General features: G+C 62.9%; 24 protein-coding genes and 1 pseudogene. 10 read left to right on the top strand and 15 right to left on the bottom strand.

Annotation, left to right across the window (positions count from 1 at the left end):
• Positions 1-107: 107 nt before the first annotated feature.
• The gene (locus tag PD284_RS23480) at positions 108-2,243 is read right to left on the bottom strand and encodes a sialidase family protein (RefSeq protein ID WP_274630782.1); all 2,136 of its coding nucleotides are present in this window, start codon (positions 2,241-2,243) and stop codon (positions 108-110) included.
• A gap of 158 nt (positions 2,244-2,401) precedes the next feature.
• Here PD284_RS23480 and PD284_RS23485 point away from each other — a divergent pair, with 158 nt between their 5' ends.
• A complete protein-coding gene (locus PD284_RS23485; protein ID WP_274630783.1) occupies positions 2,402-3,250 on the top strand; it encodes a hypothetical protein in 849 nt (282 codons plus the stop codon).
• Positions 3,251-3,253: 3 nt separating this feature from the next.
• Here the strand turns inward: PD284_RS23485 and PD284_RS23490 are convergent, their stop codons facing one another.
• The 11 genes from PD284_RS23490 to PD284_RS23540 form a co-directional block, all read right to left on the bottom strand.
• The gene (locus tag PD284_RS23490) at positions 3,254-3,577 is read right to left on the bottom strand and encodes a hypothetical protein (RefSeq protein ID WP_274630784.1); all 324 of its coding nucleotides are present in this window, start codon (positions 3,575-3,577) and stop codon (positions 3,254-3,256) included.
• 180 nt (positions 3,578-3,757) lie between these two features.
• Complete coding sequence (locus PD284_RS23495; RefSeq protein ID WP_274630785.1) at positions 3,758-3,958, bottom strand: hypothetical protein; 201 nt, start codon at positions 3,956-3,958, stop codon at positions 3,758-3,760.
• A 75-nt stretch (positions 3,959-4,033) separates the two neighbouring features.
• Positions 4,034-4,201 carry a hypothetical protein gene (locus PD284_RS23500; protein WP_274630786.1) on the bottom strand — a complete coding sequence of 56 codons (168 nt, stop codon included), beginning with the start codon at positions 4,199-4,201 and terminating at the stop codon, positions 4,034-4,036.
• A gap of 550 nt (positions 4,202-4,751) precedes the next feature.
• Positions 4,752-5,030, bottom strand: a complete 279-nt coding sequence (locus tag PD284_RS23505; protein WP_274630787.1) for a chemotaxis protein CheB — start codon at positions 5,028-5,030, stop codon at positions 4,752-4,754.
• Positions 5,027-5,221 carry a hypothetical protein gene (locus PD284_RS23510; protein ID WP_274630788.1) on the bottom strand — a complete coding sequence of 65 codons (195 nt, stop codon included), beginning with the start codon at positions 5,219-5,221 and terminating at the stop codon, positions 5,027-5,029. Before PD284_RS23510 ends, PD284_RS23505 begins: the two co-directional genes overlap by 4 nt.
• A 168-nt stretch (positions 5,222-5,389) precedes the next feature.
• Positions 5,390-7,057, bottom strand: a complete 1,668-nt coding sequence (locus PD284_RS23515; RefSeq protein WP_274630789.1) for a thiamine pyrophosphate-binding protein — start codon at positions 7,055-7,057, stop codon at positions 5,390-5,392.
• A gap of 26 nt (positions 7,058-7,083) precedes the next feature.
• Positions 7,084-8,040, bottom strand: coding sequence for a peptidyl-alpha-hydroxyglycine alpha-amidating lyase family protein (locus PD284_RS23520; RefSeq protein ID WP_274630790.1), 957 nt, complete (start codon positions 8,038-8,040; stop codon positions 7,084-7,086).
• 42 nt (positions 8,041-8,082) lie between these two features.
• Positions 8,083-9,726 (bottom strand): ABC transporter permease, encoded by a 1,644-nt coding sequence (locus PD284_RS23525; protein WP_274630791.1) that lies wholly within the window; start codon positions 9,724-9,726, stop codon positions 8,083-8,085.
• A gap of 65 nt (positions 9,727-9,791) precedes the next feature.
• Positions 9,792-10,904 (bottom strand): ABC transporter ATP-binding protein, encoded by a 1,113-nt coding sequence (locus PD284_RS23530; protein ID WP_274630792.1) that lies wholly within the window; start codon positions 10,902-10,904, stop codon positions 9,792-9,794.
• 59 nt (positions 10,905-10,963) lie between these two features.
• Positions 10,964-12,037, bottom strand: coding sequence for an ABC transporter substrate-binding protein (locus PD284_RS23535; protein WP_274630793.1), 1,074 nt, complete (start codon positions 12,035-12,037; stop codon positions 10,964-10,966).
• Positions 12,038-12,074: 37 nt separating this feature from the next.
• Positions 12,075-13,364 (bottom strand): aspartate aminotransferase family protein, encoded by a 1,290-nt coding sequence (locus PD284_RS23540; protein ID WP_274630794.1) that lies wholly within the window; start codon positions 13,362-13,364, stop codon positions 12,075-12,077.
• A gap of 352 nt (positions 13,365-13,716) precedes the next feature.
• Here PD284_RS23540 and PD284_RS23545 point away from each other — a divergent pair, with 352 nt between their 5' ends.
• A complete protein-coding gene (locus tag PD284_RS23545; RefSeq protein WP_274630795.1) occupies positions 13,717-14,526 on the top strand; it encodes an SDR family oxidoreductase in 810 nt (269 codons plus the stop codon).
• Between the two features lie 176 nt (positions 14,527-14,702).
• Here the strand turns inward: PD284_RS23545 and PD284_RS23550 are convergent, their stop codons facing one another.
• Positions 14,703-15,620, bottom strand: a complete 918-nt coding sequence (locus tag PD284_RS23550; protein WP_274630796.1) for a LysR family transcriptional regulator — start codon at positions 15,618-15,620, stop codon at positions 14,703-14,705.
• A 157-nt stretch (positions 15,621-15,777) separates the two neighbouring features.
• Between PD284_RS23550 and PD284_RS23555 the strand changes: the two genes are divergently transcribed.
• The 7 genes from PD284_RS23555 (at position 15,778) to PD284_RS23585 (ending at position 22,487) form a co-directional block, all read left to right on the top strand.
• Positions 15,778-16,188, top strand: coding sequence for a cupin domain-containing protein (locus tag PD284_RS23555; RefSeq protein WP_274630797.1), 411 nt, complete (start codon positions 15,778-15,780; stop codon positions 16,186-16,188).
• Between the two features lies 1 nt (position 16,189).
• A complete protein-coding gene (locus PD284_RS23560) occupies positions 16,190-16,567 on the top strand; it encodes a RidA family protein (protein ID WP_274630798.1) in 378 nt (125 codons plus the stop codon).
• Between the two features lie 20 nt (positions 16,568-16,587).
• Positions 16,588-17,784, top strand: coding sequence for an L-2-hydroxyglutarate oxidase (lhgO, locus tag PD284_RS23565; protein WP_274630799.1), 1,197 nt, complete (start codon positions 16,588-16,590; stop codon positions 17,782-17,784).
• Between the two features lie 54 nt (positions 17,785-17,838).
• Positions 17,839-18,588 carry an SDR family NAD(P)-dependent oxidoreductase gene (locus PD284_RS23570; RefSeq protein WP_338036690.1) on the top strand — a complete coding sequence of 250 codons (750 nt, stop codon included), beginning with the start codon at positions 17,839-17,841 and terminating at the stop codon, positions 18,586-18,588.
• A gap of 10 nt (positions 18,589-18,598) precedes the next feature.
• Positions 18,599-19,804 carry an acyl-CoA dehydrogenase family protein gene (locus PD284_RS23575; protein ID WP_274630801.1) on the top strand — a complete coding sequence of 402 codons (1,206 nt, stop codon included), beginning with the start codon at positions 18,599-18,601 and terminating at the stop codon, positions 19,802-19,804.
• 62 nt (positions 19,805-19,866) lie between these two features.
• Positions 19,867-21,438 (top strand): AMP-binding protein, encoded by a 1,572-nt coding sequence (locus tag PD284_RS23580; protein ID WP_274630802.1) that lies wholly within the window; start codon positions 19,867-19,869, stop codon positions 21,436-21,438.
• An 8-nt stretch (positions 21,439-21,446) separates the two neighbouring features.
• The gene (locus PD284_RS23585) at positions 21,447-22,487 is read left to right on the top strand and encodes a phosphotransferase family protein (protein ID WP_274630803.1); all 1,041 of its coding nucleotides are present in this window, start codon (positions 21,447-21,449) and stop codon (positions 22,485-22,487) included.
• A gap of 557 nt (positions 22,488-23,044) precedes the next feature.
• On the opposite strand, the gene PD284_RS23590 is transcribed toward PD284_RS23585, so the two are convergent.
• The gene (locus tag PD284_RS23590; RefSeq protein WP_274630804.1) at positions 23,045-23,452 is read right to left on the bottom strand and encodes a hypothetical protein; all 408 of its coding nucleotides are present in this window, start codon (positions 23,450-23,452) and stop codon (positions 23,045-23,047) included.
• A gap of 109 nt (positions 23,453-23,561) precedes the next feature.
• Here PD284_RS23590 and PD284_RS23595 point away from each other — a divergent pair, with 109 nt between their 5' ends.
• Positions 23,562-24,029, top strand: coding sequence for a hypothetical protein (locus PD284_RS23595; protein ID WP_274630975.1), 468 nt, complete (start codon positions 23,562-23,564; stop codon positions 24,027-24,029).
• 13 nt (positions 24,030-24,042) lie between these two features.
• Here PD284_RS23595 and PD284_RS23600 read toward each other — a convergent pair.
• Positions 24,043-24,324: pseudogene (locus tag PD284_RS23600) on the bottom strand (DUF3085 domain-containing protein); the annotation flags it as partial.
• Positions 24,325-24,335 lie beyond the last annotated feature (11 nt).

Below are 24,335 nucleotides of genomic sequence, written 5' to 3' on the forward strand. Positions count from 1 at the left end.
GAAGGTGGACGACAATGCAATCATGCTTGCATGATTGCATGTAAAGTCGGCGAGGTTGGTGGGCGGGCCGCTGGCGGACCCTGCCTTCTCAAAAAAATGAGAGAGATCTAGGGTGCGACGCACTTGGCCCGCATGACGCGGTTGGTGCCGCTGCGGGCGACGCCGACGAAGGTGTTGTCGCCGTAACCGATGGCCTCCCATGCGTTGGCCTCGGTGCCGGTCATCGGCGTCCAGGTGATGCCGTCGGGCGATTTGATGACCGCCGTGGTGCCGGAATCGACGGCGATGAACTGGCCGCCGCCGAAGCTGATGGTGTCCCAGCCGTTGGCCGCTGGCGGCGTCTGTGCCGTCCAGGTGATGCCGTCTGGTGAGGTCATGGCGCGGTCGGTGCTGTTGGGGGCGACGGCGACGAAGGTGTTGTTGCCGAAGGCGATGCCCTGCCATTGGCGCGCGTGGGAGGCGGCGCGGGCGGTCCAGGTGATGCCGTCCGGCGAGGTCATGACCTGGTTGGTGCCGGTGGTGGTGACGGCGGCAAAGACGCCGTTGCCGTAAGCGACGGCAAACCAGTCGTTGGCCTCGGCCGCCGGGTGGGCGGTCCAGGTGACGCCGTCGGTCGAGCGCATGGTGCGGTTGGTGCCGTCATGGGCGACGGCGACGTAGATGCCGTTGCCGTAGGTGACGGAGGACCAGCCGCTGGCCTCGGGGATCGTATGGCCGGTCCAGGTGATGCCGTCGGGCGAAGTGGCGACGCGGTTGTGCTGGTAGGCGATGGCGACGAACTGACCATTGCCGAAGGTGACGGCGTTCCAGGAGCCGGCTTCGATCGTGCGGAGGGTCCAAATGATGCCATCGGGCGAGGTCATGACGTGGCCGTCGTCGGCGACGGCGACGAAAGTGCCGTTGCCGTAGGCGATGCCGGTCCACCAATGGCTGGGGGTGGCGTGGGCGGTCCATGTGCCTGAAGCGCAGGCGCAGGGGCTGGAGGAACCAACGCCGCGCCAGACGGTGCCGTCGCAATACTGCAGCTGGCAGTGAGCGTCGTTGAAGAGGGTGTAGCCTGCGTCTCTGGTGGGATTGGTGCAGCCGGTGTTGGGGCCGCCGGGATCGACCGGACCGGCGGCGTGCCAGGTGGCGCCGTCGCACCATTGCAGGACGCGGTGATCGCCATTGTAGAGGACGTGCCCTGCTTCGCGGGTCGGGTTGCTGCAGCCGGGGCCGAGACACAGCGCGGTCATGACGCGGTTGGTGCCGGTGCGCGCGAGGGCGACGAACGAGCCCCCGCCATAGGCGAGGCTTTTCCAGTCATTGGCTTCGGTGCCGGTCCGGGTGGTCCAGCTGATGCCGTCGGCCGAATACATGGTGGCGGTGGAGCCGGTGTCGGTGGCGACGAACAGGCCGTTGCCGAAGGTGATCCTGTCCCAGCCGCCGCCCGGTACGACGCGCGGCGTCCAGGTGGCGCCGTCCGGCGAGGTCATGACGTTGTTGGGGCCGTTGGGCGCGACGGCGACGAAAGTGTTGTTGCCGAAGGCGATGCCCTGCCACTGCTTGGCGGTCACCGCGTGGGGCGTCCAGGTGATGCCGTCCGGGGAGGTCATGACCTGGTTGGTGCCGGTGGTGGTGACGGCAGCGAAGACGCCGTTGCCGAAGGCGATGCCGAACCAGTCGTTGGCCTCGGGCGACGAATGGGTCGTCCAGGTGATGCCGTCGGTCGAGCGGGTGATGTTGTTGGTCGGCTCGCGGGTGACGCCGACATAGGCGCCGTTGCCGTAGGTGAGCGAATACGCCCCGTTGGGGTTGCTGCCGGTGAAGACGGTCCAGTTGATGCCGTCGGGGGAGCGCAGCATGCGGTTGCTGGCGTTGGCGGCGACGATGAACTGGCCGTTGGCGTAGGTGATGGCGGCCCAGTTGCGGTTTTCGGGCGCGAGACGCGGTGTCCAGGTTTTGCCGCCGTCGGCGGAGGTCATGATCTGGTGGGTGCCGTCCTCGGCGACGGCGACGAAGACGCCGTTGCCGTAGGCGACGCCGGTCCAGAGGTTCTGCTGCGCGGCCGCGCGCGCTGTCCAGGGGCTGATGGTCGTGCAGACCGGCGCGGTGCCGCCGTGGCGCGGAAAACCGACCCACTGGCTGCCGTTGCAATATGCGAGGACGGCGGTGTCGGCGCCGAAGGCGATCATGCCGGCGTCGCCGGCCGGGGCGGTGCAGGCGGCGCGGGCCGGGGCGGCGAGAAGGAGAGCCGCCGCCACGGTTGCTAAAACAACAATTTTGGTAATACTTCTCATGTATTATGAGTGTAACTTATATTCATTAAGCTTTGGTAGAGAGCTTTTTTCGGTATATTTGACGTAATATTGCTGTTGTTATAACATATCCTGACGGCCTTATACATATCGGGGGGTATGGGATGGCGCTGACGATTTTCGACGAGTTCAATGTCAAGGCGCTGTCGCCGCAGGCGCTGGCGACGCTGGTGGCGCGCCAGGCGACGACGCGGTCCTACGCGGTGCAGAAGAACGAGGCGGACAATATCCGTCGCCGGGATGACGAGAGACGCCGGCGCGAGGAGGGTCAGGACGCCGAGGACATCGTGTTCCTGATGGCCGCCGTCTATCACGAGACGCAGATGCGGATGATCGCGCGCTTCGACGAGGACGCGGAGGCGTCGCGTCTGGCGATGGCGAAGATCGACAAGCGCCTGGCCGAGCTGGAGCAGGAGCGGCTGGCGATGGTCGAGCGTGCGGTGAAGCTGCCGGACGGCCGGGCCGTGTTCCTCAGCGAGGACGGGAAATCGATCTTTACCGAAGATGGGGAGAAGCTGCCGGAGGCAGAAGCGGAGAGGTTGCTGGAGGAGCGGGGGGATGAGCTCAGGGCTGGATATAGCTCGGAACGCTGGAAGGCGGTCGGAGATGAGCGAGGGGCCCTTGTGGCGGAGAAGGCGGCGCTGGCGGAGTGGGACGCGTACCGCGAAGAGCTGAAGGCCAGGGTCGCGGGCGGAGAGATGACGCAGGACGAGTTGGAAGAGGCAGAGCGGGATTACGAGGAAAGCGTGCCCGAAACGGTGAAAGAGATGCGCGCGAAACGCGACGCGGCGGAGCTGTTGTCGGAGAAGCAGACCGCTACGCGCGACGACGGAATCGCGAAGCAAGCGCACGCGGCGCCGGCGGACGACGCGATCGATCTGACAGGTACGAGCGTGGAAAGAGAGGCCCCGGCTGCGGGAGCACCGCGCGGGGTGCCTAAATTCGGTATGTAGCCGCTATTTGTATTCGCCACAGCGCTTTTTCATCAGCGCCTCCATCACCGCAGCGGCTTGTATGTTGGGGTTTTTCTGCATGGCGAAATCGACGTCTTTGACGCTGTCAGCTGTCTCGAGCCAACGGATAATGCAGTCGGCGCGTTCAGGATCGCCCATGCGGATGAACAGCTGGGCGGCCATATCGGCAATGCCGATGCTGTAGGCGGTTTGCTCAGTTGGGGTTCGGGCGGTGTACTCGCTGCCGGTGATGGCGTAAGCGGGCTGGGCCGCAATGAACAACCCGGCGGCAATCGCAGCAATGGCGGCGGCTTTCAGCGTGTGCATCGAAATTCTCCCTTGTTGAATCACGACAGGCGAAAAGCAACAACGGTGATGCGGGAAGGAGAGAGCCGTACAGATGTAGAAGCTTTGCCGTTATACTCTCTCGGCTCGCATACGTCATCCGATGAACGGACTTTTCCTCTCACTCTTGACGCCGGCGGGGCGCGCCAGCGCCGGCGATGATCAGCCGGTGTCCTGTTCGGCCGACTGGACGAGGAGGAGATGGGCGGCGAGGAACAGCATCGCGACGCCGTGTTGTTCTTCGCGCGACTGGCGCGGGTTGGTGAAGGCGATGGCTTCGCCGTCGAGATAGATGGTGAAGGCCGGGATTTCCTCGCCGTGGTTGCCGGTGGCCGGCTCGTAGACGAAATAGCAGAGCGACATGACGGTCTCCTTTGTGTCGGGCGGTTGGGGCGAAAGGGCCCGGCTGCGCCCGGGGCGCAGCCGGTAGAGGGGCCATCAGGCGTACGGATCGTATTCGCAGATGACGCTGGCGGGATCGCCGTCGAACTCGTCCGACGTCACGACGCTGAACCCCAGTTCACTGCGAAAGAGCGTGACGCAGGTCATCAGCGTGAGGGCGAGCGTGTAGGCGTACTGCTGCGCCAGGGCGAGGTTCTGTGACATCTTCCGGCTCCCATTCTGGGCGGGGAACCATTCCCCGCTTGACGGGACCCGAGTTGTTTGGGGCGGGACGCGATCACCGAAGCGTTTCAGCGCACGGCCGCACGCTTGCGTAGCGGACCCTTCACGGGTTGATCGAAAGGCCAGATCCCAAACCGAGGATCGGTCCCATGAAAGCGGGGGTTTTCTCGCAGAGTCGCTTGGAGCCGGGGGTGGCGCAGATCGCCGTTGTTGGCGCAGCAATGCCGGGTCGTTGTCGCAGGCGCCGTGATGATCGTGTCTGTGTCGCGCTCGCGGTGAACGGACTGGGTTTTTGCGCAGGCGTAGCTGGTTCAGACGAGTTTGATGGCGTGGCGGGGTGTTGGTCAGCCGAACGGGCCAATTAAGCTGATGGCGGCTCTTCCTTTGTGCGGGTCGGGTGCAGGCGCTTCGCGTCAACCGTCGAAAGGAGGGAGAGGGTGGAGGATCCGTTTACGGCGACGGGCCTGGATTCAGAGACGAGCGAAGGCGAAAAGTCGCGGTCTACCGGCGCGCCTGAATGCCAGTAATGATCTTATTGCATTCGTGCGTGCGGACGCCCTGCGCCCGTCAGAATGCGATGCGATTTCGTATCGTGTTCGGCGTCCAGATGCTGGATCACCACATATGCGAATCCACTGTCGGCAGGAACCTCGGGGAAGAATCTCTGGAGTGCGGCTATGCCGCCCGCCGAAGCCCCTTTGCCGATCATCGGATGGTTGGCGTCCCGTCTCTCGACATCCCCGGGTGACTCAGTGGGCGACTCCGGTTCCGTCGTCTTTTTTTCGATCGCGCCATTGTCTGCTACCGTCACCCCCTGCTTTCCGGGATGCGTTCGATCACATCTGCGTCTGTTTGATGCTCCGCAGCCCGTTCGCGCAACATCGCGGCAAGCTCGGAGCGATTCATGCCTCTTTCCCGCTCCGCCATCCGGTGCAAAAATGCGGCGCGTTGCTGATGTGCGCGCAGTGAGCAGCGCGGCGCGGAAAACTCCTTCTTCGACAAGGGGGACGGCGAACTCCGCGGGGACGTAGCGCAGTGTTGATAGGTGTGCTCGTCGCGCACGCCGCGCCTGCCGACATGCGTTTCGACCAAACGATGTCTGGCGTGTTTCCAGTCGAGCATCGCCCTTCGGCAGCAGTTGAAGCATCGTCTGGGACCGGGCTATGGCGATCATGGTGTCCGAGTTGCGGTCTGCGACCTAATCGCGGAAAGTGTCTGCGCAGGGGTCAAGGCCTCAGGATCGACGATCACATGCAAAAGTGCCGGGCGACCGGCATCCATTGCACGCGTCAGAGCGGGAAAAAACTGATCGGTCGACACGACGGTTTCCCCGAAACATCCGTATGCTTTCGCAATCATCGCGAAATCGGGGTTTTCGAGACCCGTGGCCTGAACGCGGCCCGGATACTCCCTCTCCTGATGCATCCGGATGGTGCCGTACATGGCATTATCCACGACGACACAGATGATGTTCGCCCCGGCCTGTGCGGCGGTGCCAAACTCCTGACAGGTCATCTGAAAATCGCCGTCGCCGGCGACGCAGACAACGGTCCGATCCTTGAATCGAAGTTTCGCGGCCACCGCGGCCGGCAGGCCATACCCCATCGAACCACTGGTCGGCGCAAGCTGGCTGCCCAACGCCTCGAAGCGGTGAAAACGGTGCACCCACGTCGCGAAATTCCCTGCACCGTTCGTGATGATTGCATCGTGCGGGAGTTGCTTGCGGAACTCACTGACGATTTCGGACATGTTTACTGTCCCAGGAGCAGGCAAAGGTTGCTGCCACTTTTCATAGGACGCGCGAAGTCTCGCGGTCTCAGTCGCCCTGGAAAGCTTCCCGGCGCCGCTGTTTGGCAGCATAGCGGCAAAACCCCGCGGTGTCGCGACGATCGCGAGATTGGTGCGGTAGACCTTGCCCAGTTCCTCGGCGCTTGGAAATACGTGGACGATCTTCTGTCCTGGCGTCGGAACGGCGAGCCTCGAATAGCCGGCGGTCGTCAGATCGTCCAGCCGCGCGCCGACAACAACCAGGAGATCGACCGAGGCCAGGTAGGCCAGAAGATCGGGGTTGGTCCCGATTCCCATATCACCGACATAGCAAGGGTTGGTGTTGTCAAAGCGATCCTGCCGCCTGAAGGCGGTAACCACCGGAAGCTCGCGGGCCGCGGCCCATAGCTGCAGAGACTCGCGAGCCGACGCATCCCAGCGAGATCCTCCCACAAGCAGCAAAGGCCTCTCGGAGACTTCGATCATGCGGTCGAGTTCCGCCAGTTGATCCAGCGAGGGATAAATCTCGACGGGCGCATTCGGCAGCAAATCAACTGCCTCTACGCTCTCCTCCAGCATGTCCTCGGGCAGGACGATGACGACCGGGCCGGGCCGGCCTGATGTCGCAGTTCGAAAGGCGCGACCGACAATCTCGGGAACCCGTTCGGCGCTGTCGATCTCTATCGTCAGTTTCGACAGTTGCCCGAGCATTCGCCTGTAATCTAGCTCCTGGAATGCTTCGCGTTCGCGCGAAGCGCGTGCAATCTGGCCGATGAAGAGAACCATGGGTGTCGAATCCTGCATCGCCACGTGCAAGCCCGCCGTTGCGTTTGTCGCTCCGGGTCCGCGTGTCACGAAGGCGATGCCGGGACGACCGGTGAGCTTGCCATCAGCCTCGGCCATCATGGCAACGCCGCCCTCGTGGCGGCAGACGACGGTCTCTATCTCCCGCGTGTCATGGAGCGCGTCCAGGACGGCGAGATAGCTCTCCCCCGGCACGCAGAACACGCGGTCCACACCGTTCGCCGTCAGCACGTCGACAAGCAGCTGAGCGCCTGACTTGAACGTCATCTCAATCACTCCAGTTTGAATATCGGTCAGGTCTTGCGCAGCAAACGGCGCAGCAGAACCAGGTCGTCGGGTTTGGGTGTTCCGGGGTTGTATCGGGGCCAGGCCGCTGCCGCGACCTCACCGACGTAGATGGTGCCCCGTGAGTCGACCGCTATGCCATGTGGCGCGATGAAATGTTCAGGCCCTCGCCCCGGGACACCCTTGCCAAAGCGTTCTATGGTATTGCCGTCTTGATCGAGGACGCTTACCCGCAGACCGAGATTTGGCGTCCTCACGTTGACCGGCATGGATGGTCCAAGCTCGCCCACGATAAACACCGGATTGCTCCCTCGCGTCGCGCACAACGCGCAGGGCCGGTGGATATTGTTCCATTGCCCGAGATAGCGGCCATTGCCATCGAACCGCTGGACGCGGTGGTTTTCGCGATCGGCGACGTAAACGATGCCGAGATCGTCGCACACGATGTTGTGGGCAACATTGAAATTGCCGGGCTCGATCCCTGGAGCCCCCCAAGAGAAGAGGTGCTTTCCCTCCTGGGCGTATTTGTGGACGCACGCATTGCCATAACCGTCGGAGACATAGATATCACCTTCCGGTGAGAGTGCTGTATGCGTGCAGCGGTTGAACGGAAGACCGCTCATGTGGGGCGAAGGCTGGTTCGGAAGCCCTATCTCGAGCAGCACGCGGCCTTCCGGTGTGCACTTGCGAACCGTGTGGTCGCCCTCGTCGGTACAGTACACCATGCCATCATGGCCGACATGCAGCCCATGTGGCCTCGAAAAAACGCCCTCGCCCCACGACCGCAGGAAATTTCCCTCTCGGTCAAAGACGATGACGGGATGTTCGCCGCGGTTGAAGACGTAGACATTGTCGGCCACATCGACGCCGACGCCGGCCACCTCGACATAGTCCCAGCCGTCGGGAAGACGGCCCCAGTTCGTATCAGCGACCAGAGGTTCGGTCGCATCCCAAGTCCGGCTCACGATTGTCTCCAGGTTTCGAATGGCAGTGGATGGCAGCGCCGGTCAGGCGTCCTGCCGACGTGCCGAAATCAGCTGCAGGGGTATGACGAATGCCATCATGGCCACCACGAGCAGGACGGCCAGCGCGGCTGCGCCAGGGAGATCCGGATAGTCCCACATCGTCCAGATCGCCGACGCAGCGACCACGTTGCTTGTACTGAGCATGATCAGGGGGAAGGTCAGATCACGGGCGCTGTGGGCGAGCACCCAGAGCCATCCGTTCATGACTTGGCCCTTCAACAGCGGAAACACCACCGTCCTGAGACTGGTCAGCCATCCCGCACCGCTGATCAGCGCGGCGTCCTCCAGTTCCTTGTGCAACTGGAGCATGGCGCTCGTCATGGTCCGCGATCCAAAGGCGATGTAGACGGAAACGTGACCGATCAGCAGGATCCATATCGTCCCGTAGAGGGGTGTCCGCAGATAGAGCAGCAAGACGGCGATCGCCATCACGATTGGCGGCACGGCGACAGGCGCGAACGAAAGCGTGTCGATCCAACGACTCCCCGCGCTGCGACGGCGTACGGAGAACCAACTCACGAAGAAGCAGATCACCATCACGGCCGTCGCGCTGAGGATCATCAGTACCGCTGTGTTGGCGATGGATCGCAACACCATCGAACTCGACAGGATCCGCTCGTACGATGCCAGGGAGACCTTCTCCAAGGCAGCCATCGACGGTGCTTGATAGAAGGGCAGCAAGCTTGCCCACAATAGGGTCAGCACCGGCATCAGCATCACCAGCACATAGGCAAGCACGAGTGCGAGGGCGGCGTAGCGGAAGCCGCCCAGCCTGACCGGCCGCGGTCGGTATGCCTTGCCGGTGACCACGCGGAAACGTTCGCTGATACGGGTCGCCCGGAAGTAGAACAGCATCATGATCATCGCGATCACGAGCAGGAAGACACCGAAAGCCGCAGCCAGCCCATAGTTTGGCAGTGTTCCGACTTCTGGCGAGGCAAGCGTATAGATGCGGGTGCTGAGCACCGGAATCCGTGCCGACAGGCCGATGATCAGCGGCAGGTCGAATGTCTGCACCATGCCCATGATGAGGTACATTCCCACGGCCAGCATGCCGGGCGTCATCAGCGGCAAGGTGATCGTGCGCAGAACCGTCCAGCGCTTCGCACCCAAGACCTGGCCCGCCTGCTCCAGCACGGGGTCCATGTTACGCAGCAAGCCGCTTATCATCACGAACGCGGTGGGCGTCAGTCCAAGCGCGCTGATGACGATGAGCGCAGACATCGAATAGGGCGAGAACGGAGACCAGGTAATGTCGAACAGCGCTTTGGCGACGTTGTTGGCAACGCCGTTGCTCGGATTGATGCTGAGGACCCAGCCGTAGCCGAAGACCAGCGGCGGGATCGCCATCCACGAGAACATGATCACCCGGATCGTCGTCTTGAACGGCATATCCGTTCGCTCGGTGAGCCAGGCGATGCAGAGCGCGATCAATCCGCCGAGTAGCACGCTCCCCAGAGCGAACTGCAGGGTGTTGAGTACGATCTTCCAAGTATCCGAAAGCGCGAGAATATCACGGAAGTTCTGGAGGGTGAGATTCCATTCGGTGAGCGGTACGCTTCCCGGCGGACTGACGCTGGTTATGAGGAGCACCAGCAAAGGACCCAAGACGAGGACCAACAGCAAGGCGAGCAGCCCGTACTGGAAGACATCCTGGATCGATGTGCCGCTCCTGGGAGAAGTGGCCCCGCTCAACGCCCCGCTCCATCTTCACGAGGCACGACCACCAGCCTTTCGCCGGGGATCCGGAGACACAAGTCCTGCCCAGGCAGGAACTCGCCATAGGGGTCGAGAAGAAGCCGATAGTCCACACCGTTCGTCGTCACGTCGAGTTCGACGTTGTCTCCCAGGAAGTGCACTTCCCTCACCTTGCAGGAGAAGGTGTTCGCCGCGGGCATGGATTGCGGGCCGAGGAGTTCTGCGGCCTGCTGGCGGAAAACCAGGTAGGCCGAGTGTCCCGGCAAAAGCGCCGGATCGATCTCGCATTCGAACTCTCCGAGCGGCGATCGGACGATGCGCCCGTTCGCGCCGGCGACAATTTCTGCAGGAACAAGATTGCTCCGTCCCATGAACGCGGCGGTAAAGGCATCTCTCGGAGAAAGATAAAGTTCCCGCGGCGTGCCGCGCTGGACGATCTTGCCAGAGCGCATGAGGACGATCTGATCGGACATCGCCATCGCCTCGATCTGATCATGCGTGACAAAGATCGTGGTAATGCCGAGTTCCTTGACCAGACGCCGGAGTTCGACCCGCATCTCATCGCGAAGTTTCGCATCGAGGTTGCTCAGCGGCTCGTCGAGCAAGAGGAGGCGCGGCCTGTGCACCACGGCGCGCGCTAGCGCCACGCGCTGCTGCTGCCCGCCGCTCAGGAAGGGTGACGGTCGATCCGCAAGGTCTGCGAGTTTCACTAAGTCCAGCGCGTCCATCACACGACGACGCACCTCCTCACGACCGACCCGCTGCTGACCGTGAACGAGGGGAAATGCCACATTCTCGAAAACGGTCTTGTGCGGCCAGATCGCGTAGGACTGGAAGATCATGCCCAGATTGCGACGGTTCGGCGCCACGATCGTCCGGCTCGCCGAACTGTAGACGACGTCGCCGCCCATCAGGATTTCGCCGCCCGTTGGCTGCTCCAACCCCGCGATACACTGCAGGGTGGTCGTCTTCCCGCAGCCGCTTGGCCCCAGGAGGGTGAAAAAATCACCCTTCGCCACGTCGAACGAGATCGTGTCTATGGCCTTCATCACCGGTCGGGAACTGCTCGACGGGTAATGCTTCTCGAGATTGCGGATTTGTAGCATCGCCTGGTCCAGAAATACGGGCCACGGCGTTGCCGCGGCCCGCCGAATTGCGTGGGAGCCTATTGGGCTGCGGTCATGAGCGACTGCAGTTCCTTGCGAAGCTCCATGACATCCGCAATGCCCTTGGCCGAGTCCGGCTTGGAGACCTTGGCCCCTGTCTCAGCCAGATGGTCGCTTACCGCCTTCGCAAAGTCAGAATCCTTGTTTCTCAGCGACGGAATGGGCTCGTGCTCTGCGGCGATGGCTAGACCCTCGGTGACGAACCACGCCGAGAACAGGCGCGCCGTATTCGGATTGGACGATTTTTCGACAACGTAGAGGCACAGGGGCGAATGCGGGATGATGTCGGAAAAGAACTTGAACTTCACCGGCTCGCCATTGTTGATGGCTCGCATCGCGTGATGGTAGCCCGACACACCAAAGGGGACGGTGCCCGCCGAGACGGCCATCGCCACCGCCGGGGTACCGTTTTCGAGCCGCGGCTTGTTCGCGAGAAGCTTCTTTGCAAGTTCCAGCGTCTCTGCGGTGCCCCGCACATAGGCGGTCTGGTCCAAAGGCGTAAGCAGGAGTGCGTTCATCCCGACCTGGCCCTGGTATTTCGGGTCGGCCAGTTCGCCCCAGGTGCTCGGAACGTCGCCATCGGCAATCAGGCCGGTATTCCAGGCAATCCCCGACATGCCGTCGAGGTAGGTCAGGGCAGCCCCATCGAGTTCGGGAACGCCAAAATACGACGCCTCGATGTTCCCAAGCTTTTCCCCGAACACCTGCTGCCAAGGATAAGGCTTGATGTGGCCCGACTGGACCAGCAGCATCGAACCGTCCGCCGATTCACCCATCACAATGTCGACCGAGACCTTACCTGCGGCCGACTCGGCGATGATCCGGGGTCTCGCCTTGGCACCATTGATGGGGAGGAACTCCGCCTGGATATCGAGGCCAAACCGTTTGTTGAAAGCGTCGAAGAGCGCCTGATAGGTCTCGGGCTTGTTCGGCGACGAACCCCATACGATGAGCTTGCCCTCCTCCTTTGCCCCGGCGAGGACCTGGTCGAAGGTCGGAGCTTCCTGCGCGACCGCTGCGCCTACCGCCGCTCCGACCACCATTGCCACAGACAGTGCCAACTGCTTGAACATCATCTCTCCCTATGTGTGTTTGGTTATTTCTGTCGGATCAGCCGAAGTGCCCGGCATCTCTCATCGCTGACATTGCCTGGAACCCCGCCTCGACAGTCGATGAGACGATGTTCTCGTCGTGCTCGGTCGAAATATAGACTTTGCCGCCAACGACGAGGTTCTGTCCGCGCTTGATCATCTCGACGCCAAAGCGCCTTGCGAGCTGGAAATCGGCTGCCGCGAAATCCGCGTAGTTCCGAATGCGGCCCTCACGGAAGACGGGCTGCGCGAAGGTGGGGTGGCCGACCATCTGGAATGGGATCGACAACTTGCGGGCATTCTCCTCCAACCCGCGCCGCAATGCCTCGCCGGTCTTTGCAATCTTCTCTTGGGCTCCGATCTGCTGGAGGGTGTCGAGGGTAGCAATGCCCGCGGCGGCGCAGAGGGGATTCCCGTTCAACGTTCCGCTGAGGAAGATCGACCGGCCATCTGCAGCGCGATAGGGGACGCTCAGCTCGATGAGATCGCGTCGACCGGCGACAGCGGCAATCGGGAGACCGCCCCCAAGAATCTTGCCGAGTGCGCAGAGGTCGGGCGTCACTCCGTAAAGTTCCTGAGCGCCACCGGGCGCCACTCGAAAGCCGGTAACGATCTCATCGAAGACGAGGATCGATCCATTCTGGTCGCACAAATCCCGCAGTCCCTGCAGGAAGCCGCCCTCCGGCAGAAGGGCCCGCTGTATCGGCTCGACGATGATCGCCGCCAGATCGGGTCCATACTCTGCCACCAGTCTCCTCGCCGCCTCCAAATCGTTGAAGGGCGAAAGGAGCACGTCCTCCGAGATGGCCTGGGGAATACCCGCATTGTCCGGGCCCAGAGACAGGCCCGATCGGCCCGATGCGTCGAACACCCCCTGCTGGACGTAGTCATGATGACCGTGGTAGCCGCCGGCAAACTTGAGGATCTTGCTGCGCCCCGTGAACGCCCTCGCCAGCCGAAGGGAGTAGAAGGTCGCTTCAGCGCCATCCCCCACGAACTTGACGGTTTCCGCACACGGAACGAGGCGACAGACACGCCTCGCAAGTTCAGGTGCAACCTCGTTCATGAGATAGAACTGCGTTCCTCGCGCCGCCTGCGCGGTAATCGCATCTACGACAGCAGGATGGGCATGACCCAGCACCATCGGACCCGATCCAAGAACATAGTCGGTGTATTCATGCCCCGAACTCGACCAGAGCTTCGCACCCTTGCCATGGCTGACGACGAACGATGCCTCGTCCGGATTCTTGCTTGAGCCAAGAACGCCACCCACGATGATTTCGTCGATAGTCGTCATAGTCTGCAGCATGAGTGTCATCCTCTCCCACTCGGCAGCGCGGCCGCTAGCACCAAGCGCTTGACCGAGTGCCCTAGTTGGCAACTCTATTGAACGTTGTCAGCGGCCAACGAAAGACCAATTTTTCGCTCCCAGACATCTTGGAATTCGATAGAACTCGTCCTGATCCCACCTTCAGATCAACAAAACGTCACGAATCCAACGAACCCATTCATACGATCGATGTTCGCCATCTAAAAACACGCTGACATCCAACGCAAAATTGTGTTGGCCTCGGTGGAGACGTCTCGAATAGCAAAATTGGCGAAGCGACAGCCAGCAAATGACCGCTGTCGGCATGCGATCCTAGAATGCGGAGGCCCGAGTGCTCAATCGTCGCCATGATGACCAACAAGCGGATTTCGAGTTGGTGGACATTCCTCTTTTCAAGCCGGGCTTGCGAGACAAGAGCGTTCTCATTCTCGGGGGAGGCAGCGGGATCGGGTTCGCAACCGCTAGAATTGCGCATGCCCTGGGCGCCAATGTCCTGGTCGCAGGACGCACACGCGAAGCGCTGGAGCGGGCAAGTATCGAGATCGGCGGTTGCGACTTCGCGGTCGCTGATGTCACTCGCAGCGAGGACCTTCAGGCTGTTTTCGAAAGCCGTCAAAAATTCGATCACATTCTGTTGGCGGCCGGAACACACCTCTTCGGAAAACTCGCAGAATTGACGCGCGCCGAGATTTCCGTGCTCGTCGAGGAGCGACTTTGGGCTCCGATCAATATCGGCAAACTTGCCGCCAAACATATGACTGAAGGGTCCATCACTTTCCTATCGGGCGGGCTGGGATCACGTCCGGTGCCTGGCGCGGCTCTCAAGCATGCCGTCCTTTGCGCGACGGAAGGGTTGACACGAGGCCTTGCGCTGGATCTCGCACCCATCCGTGTAAATGCCGTCGCGCCAGGCTACACACGAACACCGCTCTTCGAATCCCTTCTCGGTCCCGATCCGTCTTCCAAGATGAAACAGATGGCGGCGACGATCCCAGTCAAGCGGTTGGGAGACGCGATGGACGCCGCGTACGCCGCAATTCACCTGATGACGAATGGCTTCATGAGCGGCGAAGTCATGCATGTGGATGGCGGCGGTCGATTTGTTCCCCCAAGCCTCGCATTCGTGGACAATACCAAGTAGCCACCCTGACGCGAAACCTCGGCCCGTGCGACGCTCATCGTTCGGGCGGGGCGCGTCTGAGGCCCCGTCCAGCGAGGCGAATGGCTGCCGCGCGCGACACTCTGTGGAGTTCCGGTCCGCTCCGGATGCCGAACGCCAGCCGGTCCGGAAGCCTGAGCGCAGTTACATGGCTGAAGTCAGTTGTTTCGAAGGGATTCCATTTCGAGCTTTGCCACCTCTTCGGAGATGATCCGCTGAAGTTCTCGTGACGCGACGGAAACGGGTCGGTTGGCCGCTCTCACAAGGTTCAGGGTGACGGGTATGCGGAGCCCCGCAAGCGCCATCGCCCATACTTCGCCGCTTGCAAGCTCGGGATACAATACCGATTGCGGCAGTATGGAATACGCGAAATTCCGCCTGACGAGTTCCCGAATGGTGGCGAGCGAATTCACTTCGGCGCTCACGTTCAGCCGGATCTGCCGATCCGCCAACGCCCTCTCCACCGTCAGGCGCCATTCATAGCTTCGCTCGGTGAGAACCAGGGGCAGCGCCAGGATTTCCTCGATCGACGCGCCTTCCGGGGGACGGCTGGCACCTGCGGCGCCGACAAAGTGCATTTCCTCCGTAAGGAGCACAACGGCGTTCGTCTTCTCGCCGATGGCGAAATCATACAGTAGTCCTACGTCGATGGTGCCGCTTGCCAGCCAGTCGCGAACCGCTCCCGACGGCCCCTCGCGCACGACCAGCCGCACGTTGGGAAATTGCTGTCGGAACCGTTCGACCACTTGCGGGACGACCAGCTTTGCGGGTGTCGGCGGCGCCGCAAAAGTGACGGTCCCGGAAGGAAACCGACTGCTCGCGCTAACTTCGCTGCGCAGCGCGTTTATCTCGCTGATGATGACGCTCGCACGCTCCAGAACGGCCCTGCCGGCTTCGGTCAGCGATACACCCTGGCGATGACGGACGAGCAATTGCGCGTGTAGCGCGGCTTCCATCTCACGCACCTGGTAGCTCAAGGCCGATTGCGCAATTCCGAGATCCACCGAAGCCTTTGAAAACGATCCCGTCTCGACGATCCGCACAAAGTAACGAAGCTGGCGGATATCGACGTTCAAGATACTTGCCATACGAGGTCTCGCGAATTGAGGCGGCGGTTGGAGAGCAGCCCACCCATACCATCAGATTTCTAGATGGCGCGTATCTGGTAATTGTTATTTTTTTGGCCCCTCCGGTGCCCTACCAGTGATGCCGAGAACATCGGAGGACTCCCAAGTGTCGATCAAGCCCAATCCGCGAGTCGTTGTCAGCAGCCTGCTGGGAAGCGAGTTCAAGACGCATACTCATCGTCCGAATCTCGCAATGCGCGATCTCGGCATCGGGGACGCCACGAACGGTGCGATCGGGATCCATATCGTTCGGGCCATCAAACCATATGACAAGGCGGACGATATCGGCGAGCATCACCACATCGCCGAGTTCCAGTACTTCTTTGTGCTCAAAGGCTGGCAACGGATGCACATCGACGATGTGGGCGAAGTCACGGTGCACGCCGGTGAAGGCTGGTTGCAATCGGGAGAGGTAGACCACGAAGTTTTGGACTACTCCGACGATCTGGAAGTCCTGTGCATCAACATGCCCCAGAAGTTCCAGACGGTTTCCTCGTCCCGATCGGCTGAGAGCTGACATGCATCGCGACGTTCCTGCCGCCATTCCATCGCGAATTCGGCCCGGCGCTCGCAAAAGCGAGGCGGTTGTGGCTGGCGGGCTTGTCTTCATCTCCGGGCAGGTTTGCCCGGACGCTGAATGCAAGGGGACGGAGCAACAGACCGTCGCAATCCTGGCGATTATCGACCAGATCCTGTCGGAGGCCGGAACCGACAAATCCCTCCTCGTCTCGAGCACGGTCTGGCTTCGTGACATAGGGGAGATCGCCGAGATGAATCGCGCCTGGCAGGCTTGGGTCACGCCCGAGAATGCCCCTGCACGCGCGACCGTCCAGGCAACGCTCGGCGGACCGCACTATCGGATCGAGATTGCGGCCGTCGCAGCGGCCCGCACGTGAACACACAGCTGTGATCTCACATGAAATTCGACTTCTGTGTCATAGGGGGCGGCATCGTCGGCCTTTCAACGGCTTGCGCGTTGGTGGATCGCTTCCCCGGCAGGTCGATCCTTCTGCTCGAAAAGGAGGAGAAGGTCGCCATTCATCAAACCAGCCACAACAGCGGCGTCATTCATGCCGGCATCTACTACAAGGCGGGAAGCCTGAAAGCCCGCTTCTGCCGGGAGGGCGCGATAGCCCTTCACCAATTCTGCACCGAGAACGAAATCCCCTTCGAGACGCGCGGCAAGCTGGTCGTGGCGACGCGTCAGGAAGAGGTCGATCGTCTTCCCGCGCTTCAGCGCAATGCGGCCGAGAATCAAATTGACAGCCGATTGCTCGACGCTGGGGAACTCCGCTCGCGAGAACCGAATATCGCCGGTCTGGCTGCGCTCCTCGTGCCCGATAGCGGCATCGTCGACTATAGTCGCGTCGCCGAGGCGCTGGCGGCGCGCTTCATCGCGGCGGGCGGCGCAATAGAGACTGGCGCCCGGATCCACGGACTGCGCGAAACAACCGATTCCGTCGTGATCAGCGGAGCAGCGCGGAATTGGGAGGCCCGTCAGCTTGTCGCTTGCGCCGGCCTTCAATCCGATCGCCTGGCGCGGTTGGCGGGACTCGACCCAAAGGGTCGTATCGTTCCCTTTCGCGGCGAGTACTATCTGCTACCGCGCTCGCGCAGCGATGTCGTGCACCACATGATCTATCCGGTTCCCGATCCGAACCTCCCGTTCCTGGGTATCCATCTCACTCCGACCATCGGCGGTGACATGACGGTCGGTCCCAACGCGGTTCTCGGCTTCGCCCGTGAGGGTTACAAGCGCCGGTCCTTCACACCCAGCGATGCGCTCGAGATCATCGGCCATGCTGGACTCTGGAGGCTTGCCCGGAAGCATTGGCGCTCCGGTCTCGCGGAGATGGCGAACTCCCTCTCGAGGACGCGCTACCTTCAGGAATGCCGTCGCTATTGCCCTTCGCTCAATATCGACGACCTGTTGCCGAAAGAGGCCGGGATCCGCGCCCAGTTCGTTACCGACGAAGGTGAACTGTTCCACGATTTTCTCTTTCTCCGCACCAGGCGAATGCTCCACGTCTGCAATGCACCGTCGCCAGCGGCGACATCATCCCTTCCCATAGGGGTCTACATCGCGGATCAGCTTTCCCGACAGCAAGTCTAAACGCTGGGATATGTGTTCGGGGGGCTTGCTCGGAATTTGGTAGGGAGAATGAGCATGGACGGTGGCGCTGCATTGATCACGGGCGCCTCATCGGGGTTGGGCGCGCATTTCGCGCGGCTGCTTGCGAAGAGGGGCTGGCATGTCGTGCTTGCGGCCCGACGGTTGGAAGCACTGGTCGCACTGACAGCCGACATGGAAGGCGCCGGCGGACGAGCTGAAACGCTTGCACTGGACGTCGTTGATGAGGCCTCGGTGGATGCAGCGTTTGCCGAGATGGATCGGCGTGAAGTTCGCCTCGACCTGGTCATCAACAATGCCGGCGTTTCGGATGCACGTCCCGCGCTCGATATCGAACCCGGCGACTGGGACCGTGTCCTCGATACCAACCTCAGGGGCGTGTTCCTGGTTGCGCAGGCTGCGGCGCGGCGGATGAAGGGCGAGGGTAAGGGCGGATCGATCGTCAACGTGGCTTCGATCCTCGGCCACCGGATTGCCGGAGGCGTCGCCTCCTATGCCGCGAGCAAGGCCGGTGTCGTGCGGCTGACGGAAGCGCTGGCGCTCGAATGGGCGCGCTACGGCATCCGCGTCAACGCACTCTGCCCGGGCTACATCCGAACCGACCTCAACCAGGATTTCTTCGAGACCGACGCAGGGATGGCGCTCGTCAAGCGCATCCCACAGCGGCGGCTCGGCCGGCCGGAGGAGCTCGACGGTGCACTCCTGCTGCTCGCCTCGGATGCCGGCAGCTACATCACTGGCGCCTCGCTCGTCGTCGACGGCGGCCATCTCGTCTCCTCGCTCTAGGGGTTTTACCATGGACTTCACCATCTCCTCGCGCATCGAAGGTTTTCGCGCCCGCATCGCTGACTTCGTGAATGAACGGGTGCTGCCCCTCGAGGCGGATCCCGCCAGCTACGACGCGCACGAGAACATCCGCCTGGATCTCGCGGCCAGCCTGCGGGCGGAGGCGCGTGCTGCCGGCCTGTGGTGCCTGCAGCTCAAGCCCGAGAACGGCGGCCAGGGGCTCGGCAAGGTCGGCATGGCCGCCTGCTACGAGGCGATGAACCGCTCGATCTTCGGACCCGTCATCTTCAACTCGGCGCCGCCGGACGACGGCAACATGATGCTCTTGGAGGCGGTTGCCACCGCCGAGCAGAAGGCGCGCTGGCTGGAGCCGATCGCCTCCGGCAAGGTGCGCTCCGCCTTCGTGATGACCGAGCCCATGCCTGGTGGCGGCTCGGATCCGTCGATGATCCGCACACGCGCCGAGAAGCGCAGCGACCGCTATGTCGTCTCCGGCCGCAAATGGTTCATCACCGGCGCCGAGGAAGCCGAACACTTCATCCTGGTCGCCAAGACATCGGACGACCCGCGCAAGGGCCTCACCGCGCTGCTGTTCGACCGCAGCCAGCCTGGCTGGCGCATCGAGCGGCGCATCCCGATCATGGGCCCGGAGGAGCACGGCGGCCACTGCGAGATCTCCTTCGACGGCCTCGAGGTTCCCTTCGAGAACGTGCTCATGAAGGAAGGCGACGGCCTCAAGGCGACGCAGATCCGGCTCGGGCCGGCCCGCCTCACCCACTGCATGCGCTGGCTGGGTCTCTCGAAGCGCTGCGTGGAGATCGCCCGCGCCTATGCCGCCGAGCGCACCGGCTTCGGCGTGCGCCTGGCCGACCGGGAGTCCGTCCAGCTGATGCTGGGCGACCTCGCCATGAAGATCGAGATCGGCCGGCTGCTGGTCATGAAGGCGGCATGGGCGATTGATCAGGGCTCCTTCGCGCGCAAGGAGGTTTCGATGGCCAAGATCCATGTCGCCAACCTGCTGCACCAGGCCGCCGACACCGCTATCCAGATCAACGGCGCGCGGGGATACTCCAAGGACACGGTGCTGGAGTGGATCTACCGCTACGCCCGGCAGGCCCGCCTGGTCGACGGCGCCGACGAGGTCCACAAGATGGTCCTCAACAACCACCTCAATACGGAAGGCGACGCCTTCTGGTCGTGGAACGCTGCCGAGTAGAGGCTGCCAGGGAGGGGATATTGCGCGTCGAGCCGCATCTAGCGCCGCGAGCGGCGAACCACGTGCCGCTCACACCGGTCGAGTTTCTGGTGCGTTCGGTGGAGGTCTATCCGCAACGGCCGGCCGTCGCATGGAACGGCCGGCAATGGAGCTACCGGGATTTCGGCCGGATGGTCGCCCGCTTCGCGCGCTTCCTGCGCGCCAGCGGCGTGGCCGAGGGGGAGGTCGTCTCGGTCATGGCGTCGAACCGGCCGGAGATGCTTGCCGCGCACTATGCCGTGCCGATGATCGGAGCGGTGCTCAACACGATAAACACGCGGCTCGACACCGATACGGTGAGCTACATCCTCTCGCACTCCGAGAGCAGGCTCGTCGTCGCCGATCCGGCGAGCGTCGCGGTCGCGTCCGAGGCGGCCAGCGCCGCCGGCACCAAGTGCATCGCTCTTGCGGGCGGCGAGGGCACTGGGGGAACGCCCGAGCTCGACCTTCTCAGCGACGACGACATGCCCTTCGAACCCGACCTCTCGGCGATCAGGGAAGAATGGCAGCCGCTCTGCCTCAACTACACGTCGGGGACCACGGGTCGGCCGAAGGCCGTCGTCTATCATCATCGCGGCGGCTACCTGAACGCGCTCGGCAACGTGCTTGCGCTGGGGCTGACGTCACGCTCGGTCTATCTCTGGAGCCTGCCGATGTTCCACTGCAACGGCTGGTGCCACACCTGGGCGGTCACCGCGGCAGGCGGCCTGCATGTGTGCCTCGACCGGCCCGACCCGGCGCTGATTTTCCCGGCGATCGAAGCCCATGGCGTGACCCACATGTCCTGCGCACCCGTGGTGCTCTACATGATGCTCAACCATCCGGCGCGCGCGACCCGCGACGCAGGCCGGCGCATCATGGTTGCGACGGGAGGTGCAGCGCCCACCAGCGCCCTCATCGCGCAGCTCGATGCGCTGGGCTTCGACCTCACCCATCTCTACGGGCTGACGGAATCCTTTGGTCCCGCCACGCTGCGCGAACTGTCGGATGAGCAGCGCGCCGAGCCGGCCGGCGTGGTTGCGGCCGAGCTTGCCAAGCAGGGCGTGCGTCATGTCGCCGCCGGGCGCGCGCGCGTCATCGGTGAGGAGGGCGAGGATGTCCCGATGGACGGCACGACGATGGGCGAGATCGTGCTGAAGGGCAACACGCTGATGGCCGGCTACTACCGCGACGCCGAGACCACCGAACAGGCGTTCAGGGGCGGCGTCTTCCACACCGGCGACCTCGCCGTGCGCCATCCCGACGGCAACATCGAAATCCGCGACCGGTCGAAGGACATCATCATCTCGGGCGGCGAGAACATCTCGAGCCTCGAGATCGAAGCCGTGCTGCATCAGCATCCCGCGGTGCTGCTGGCGGCGGTCGTGGCGGCTCCGCACGAGAAGTGGGGCGAGACGCCGGTGGCGTTCGTCGAGCTGCGCGGCGACGCCGAGCCGAACGAGGCGGAGCTGCGCGCCTTCTGCCGCGACCGGCTCGCCGGCTACAAGGTGCCGTCACGTTTCGTGCCGCAGGAACTCCCGAAAACGGCCACCGGCAAGATCCAGAAATTCGCGTTGCGCGAGGCGGCCCGCAGGCTGTCCGGTAACGAAGGCTGAAGGGCCCCATGATCACCGAATTCTCCATCGATCGCCTCGACGCGTTTCTCGCCGGACAGTTCGGCCATGCGGAACTCCGCATCGAGCGCGTCGGCGGCGGGCAGTCCAATCCCACCTTCTTCGTCGATCACGGCGCGCGGCGCATGGTGCTGCGCAAGAAGCCGGCTGGCCACATCCTGCCCGGCGCCCACGCGGTGGAGCGCGAGTACCGGGTGCTGAAGGCGCTGGAGGCGACCGATGTGCCGGTGCCGAAGACCGTGCTGCTGTGCGAGGACGACGGGATCGTCGGCACGCCGTTCTACCTGATGGAGCGTGTGGAGGGCCGCGTCTTCCACGACTGCGCGCTCCGCGACATCGCGCCGGGCGAGCGCCGCGGCATCTACCTCGCGATGGCCGACGCCATGGCCAGGCTGCATGCTATCCGTCCCGACGCGATCGGCCTCGCCGACTACGGGCGCCCCGGCAACTATTTCGAGCGGCAGATCGCCCGCTGGTCGCGGCAATACGACGAGTCGCCTGGCCAGCGCATCCCAGCGCTCGACCGCGTCATCGCGTGGCTGCGGGCCAACCAGCCCGCGGACGACGGCCGCGTGGCGATCGCGCATGGCGACTTCCGGCTCGGCAACATGCTCTTTCACCCGACCGAACCGAAGGTCGTCGCGATCCTCGACTGGGAGCTCTCTACTCTCGGGCATCCGCTCGCCGATCTCGGCTTCTGCTGCATGCCCTGGCACTCCGCACCCGACGAGTATGGCGGCATACTGGGCCTCGACCGCGCAGCGCTCATGCTTCCCGACGAGGCGGAGTTCGTCGCCCGCTACTACGCCTCCGCGATCCCCACGCCGACGCTGACACCCTTCCACGTCGCCTTCGCACTCTTCCGCTTCGCGGTCATCTTCGTCGGCATCGCCGACCGCGCAAGGGCAGGAAATGCAGCCGAGGATGCCGGCAAGCTTGGAGGTCTGGCCGGCTGCTTCGCCAATCGAGCTGAGGATGTGATCCGCGAATGCATCGACCGTAACCTGCTGCCGTTACGCTCTTCCAGGTGATAGAACCGCGAAAGGTCTCCGCCGACGGATCGCATTGAGCCAAGTCTACCCACATGCCAGCCAGAGAGGGTCGCCCAGCTGGTTGCTCGACCGAGAGGGTTATGAGTAGAGCCCGCTTCGACACCGCGATCCTACGCTGCGTTGATCGGCGACCTGGCATTCGTGGGTTCGCGTGTTCAATCCAAGGTTAGGTTAGGGTAGAGTCCAACCAAAAACATTCTGAAATCACATTTGGCGCGCTGCCGGCTTGGCAAACTGGACGCCGCGGTGGCTGGCGTCGCCCCTCGATGGCGACGCTTTGGAACGGACCAGTGACGGGGCGTCGATGTCGCGCTCGACGGTGTCGATTGTGGCGATCCCGAAAGTCTGGTTGTGGACGATGCCGCGGGCCAGCTGCTGGCGCGTTGACCATGTCGCAGGCCTATCTCGCGCACCCACGATACCCGCAACGCCCGCCTGCAGGCATGATGGGGCCGCCGACAGCGGTCGCGGAAAGGCAGAGGCAGGCGCGTGTTGTCGCGTTGCGGGCGGCGCGGATGGGCATGGACTAGCTCCTTCTAGAAGAAATCGAGTGATGGGCCGCGGCCGCGGTCGCGACGGTTGAAGACCTTGAAGTCGTCGGCGTCGGCTTGCGAGCGCGGGAGATCGGGCTGCGCGCCTGGCGGCCGGGCGCGCACTCGGCCGCGGCCAAAGATGCGTTCGAGCGTCTGCACGCGTTGGCGCTCAAGCTCGGCGGCGGCTGGCAGGTCTTCGTCGGGACGGATGGCGAGGAAGCGGCCCTCGTTTTCATCATCAGGCGGCTTGTGGGTGAAGGCATCGAATTTGTCGGGGGCTTCCCGGCAGCCGAAGCGAAGAAAGTCGCCGCTGCAGGTGCAGCCATAGCGCTGGCGGTGGTCTGCCTGCTGGCGGGCGGCGACGCGCGCAAAGGCGTCAAATGTTTTTTCGGCATCATCTGTGTTTTTCATGTCATTCCTTTAGCATCTTTTCTGGTTGTTTCGCAAATTGTTGCTAAAACTGTTCTTTGCGTTTCTATACCTTACTTGCTGAAATTTGATTTCTTCGGTGTATTGTGTTATGACAATAGCACTTTTGTTAATATTTTTTGGCCGGGACGAAGCCCGCCCGGTTCAACGATTGGAGAGGTGGCGGATGGCGAAATACAGTTTCAACGCGAAGGCGGCGAACGCGGCGGCGCTCTATCTGCTGATGTTTGTCGGCATGCCGGTGGCCGGTTATCTGATGGCGCGGGCCGAGGGGCGGACATGGTTTCCGGCCCCGGCGGAGGAGCTGAAGGCCCATGCCGTCGGGCCGGGCCAGGCCGCCGTGATGCGGCCCGAAGAGGTCGGCTATGTGTTCGACTTCGAGAAAAACGAGGTCCGGATCGCCAGCGACTGGATGCAGGCGGCGGTGCCGATGACGCGGTTTCTTGAGCTCGACGTGGTCGAGCGGGTAAAGGCAGCGGCCTGCGCTGACGCCAAGGAGCAGTCGGGCGATGTCCCGGAAAAGTTTGTGCGCGCCGTGTGCTGGGAACGGGGGCTTTAGAAGACGCTGTAAGGCTAGAAACGCCGTCGTCGCCGCCGAAGCTGGCCTGCTTGTTGGCCCACCATTCATCGAAGTCGAGCCTATGGGGATCGCATTCCAGGGCGTAGACGACCGGCTGCGCTTTCATGCCTTCGTGCGGCTTGCCGTTGTGTAATAGATAGACGCCCTGATCGCCGACGATCCAGAACCCGGGGCCGGTGACTTTGCCGTAGAGCGGGCGGATTTCGAGCGGCCATTGCTGCATGGCCTGAGCCAGCAAGCCCTTGAGGGCGGCGTGGGGAAAGGTCAGTTTCATGATGTTCTCCT

Origin of the sequence: Mesorhizobium shangrilense, assembly GCF_028826155.1 — a bacterium.
GTDB classification, from domain to species: Bacteria; Pseudomonadota; Alphaproteobacteria; order Rhizobiales; family Rhizobiaceae; genus Arvimicrobium; species Arvimicrobium flavum.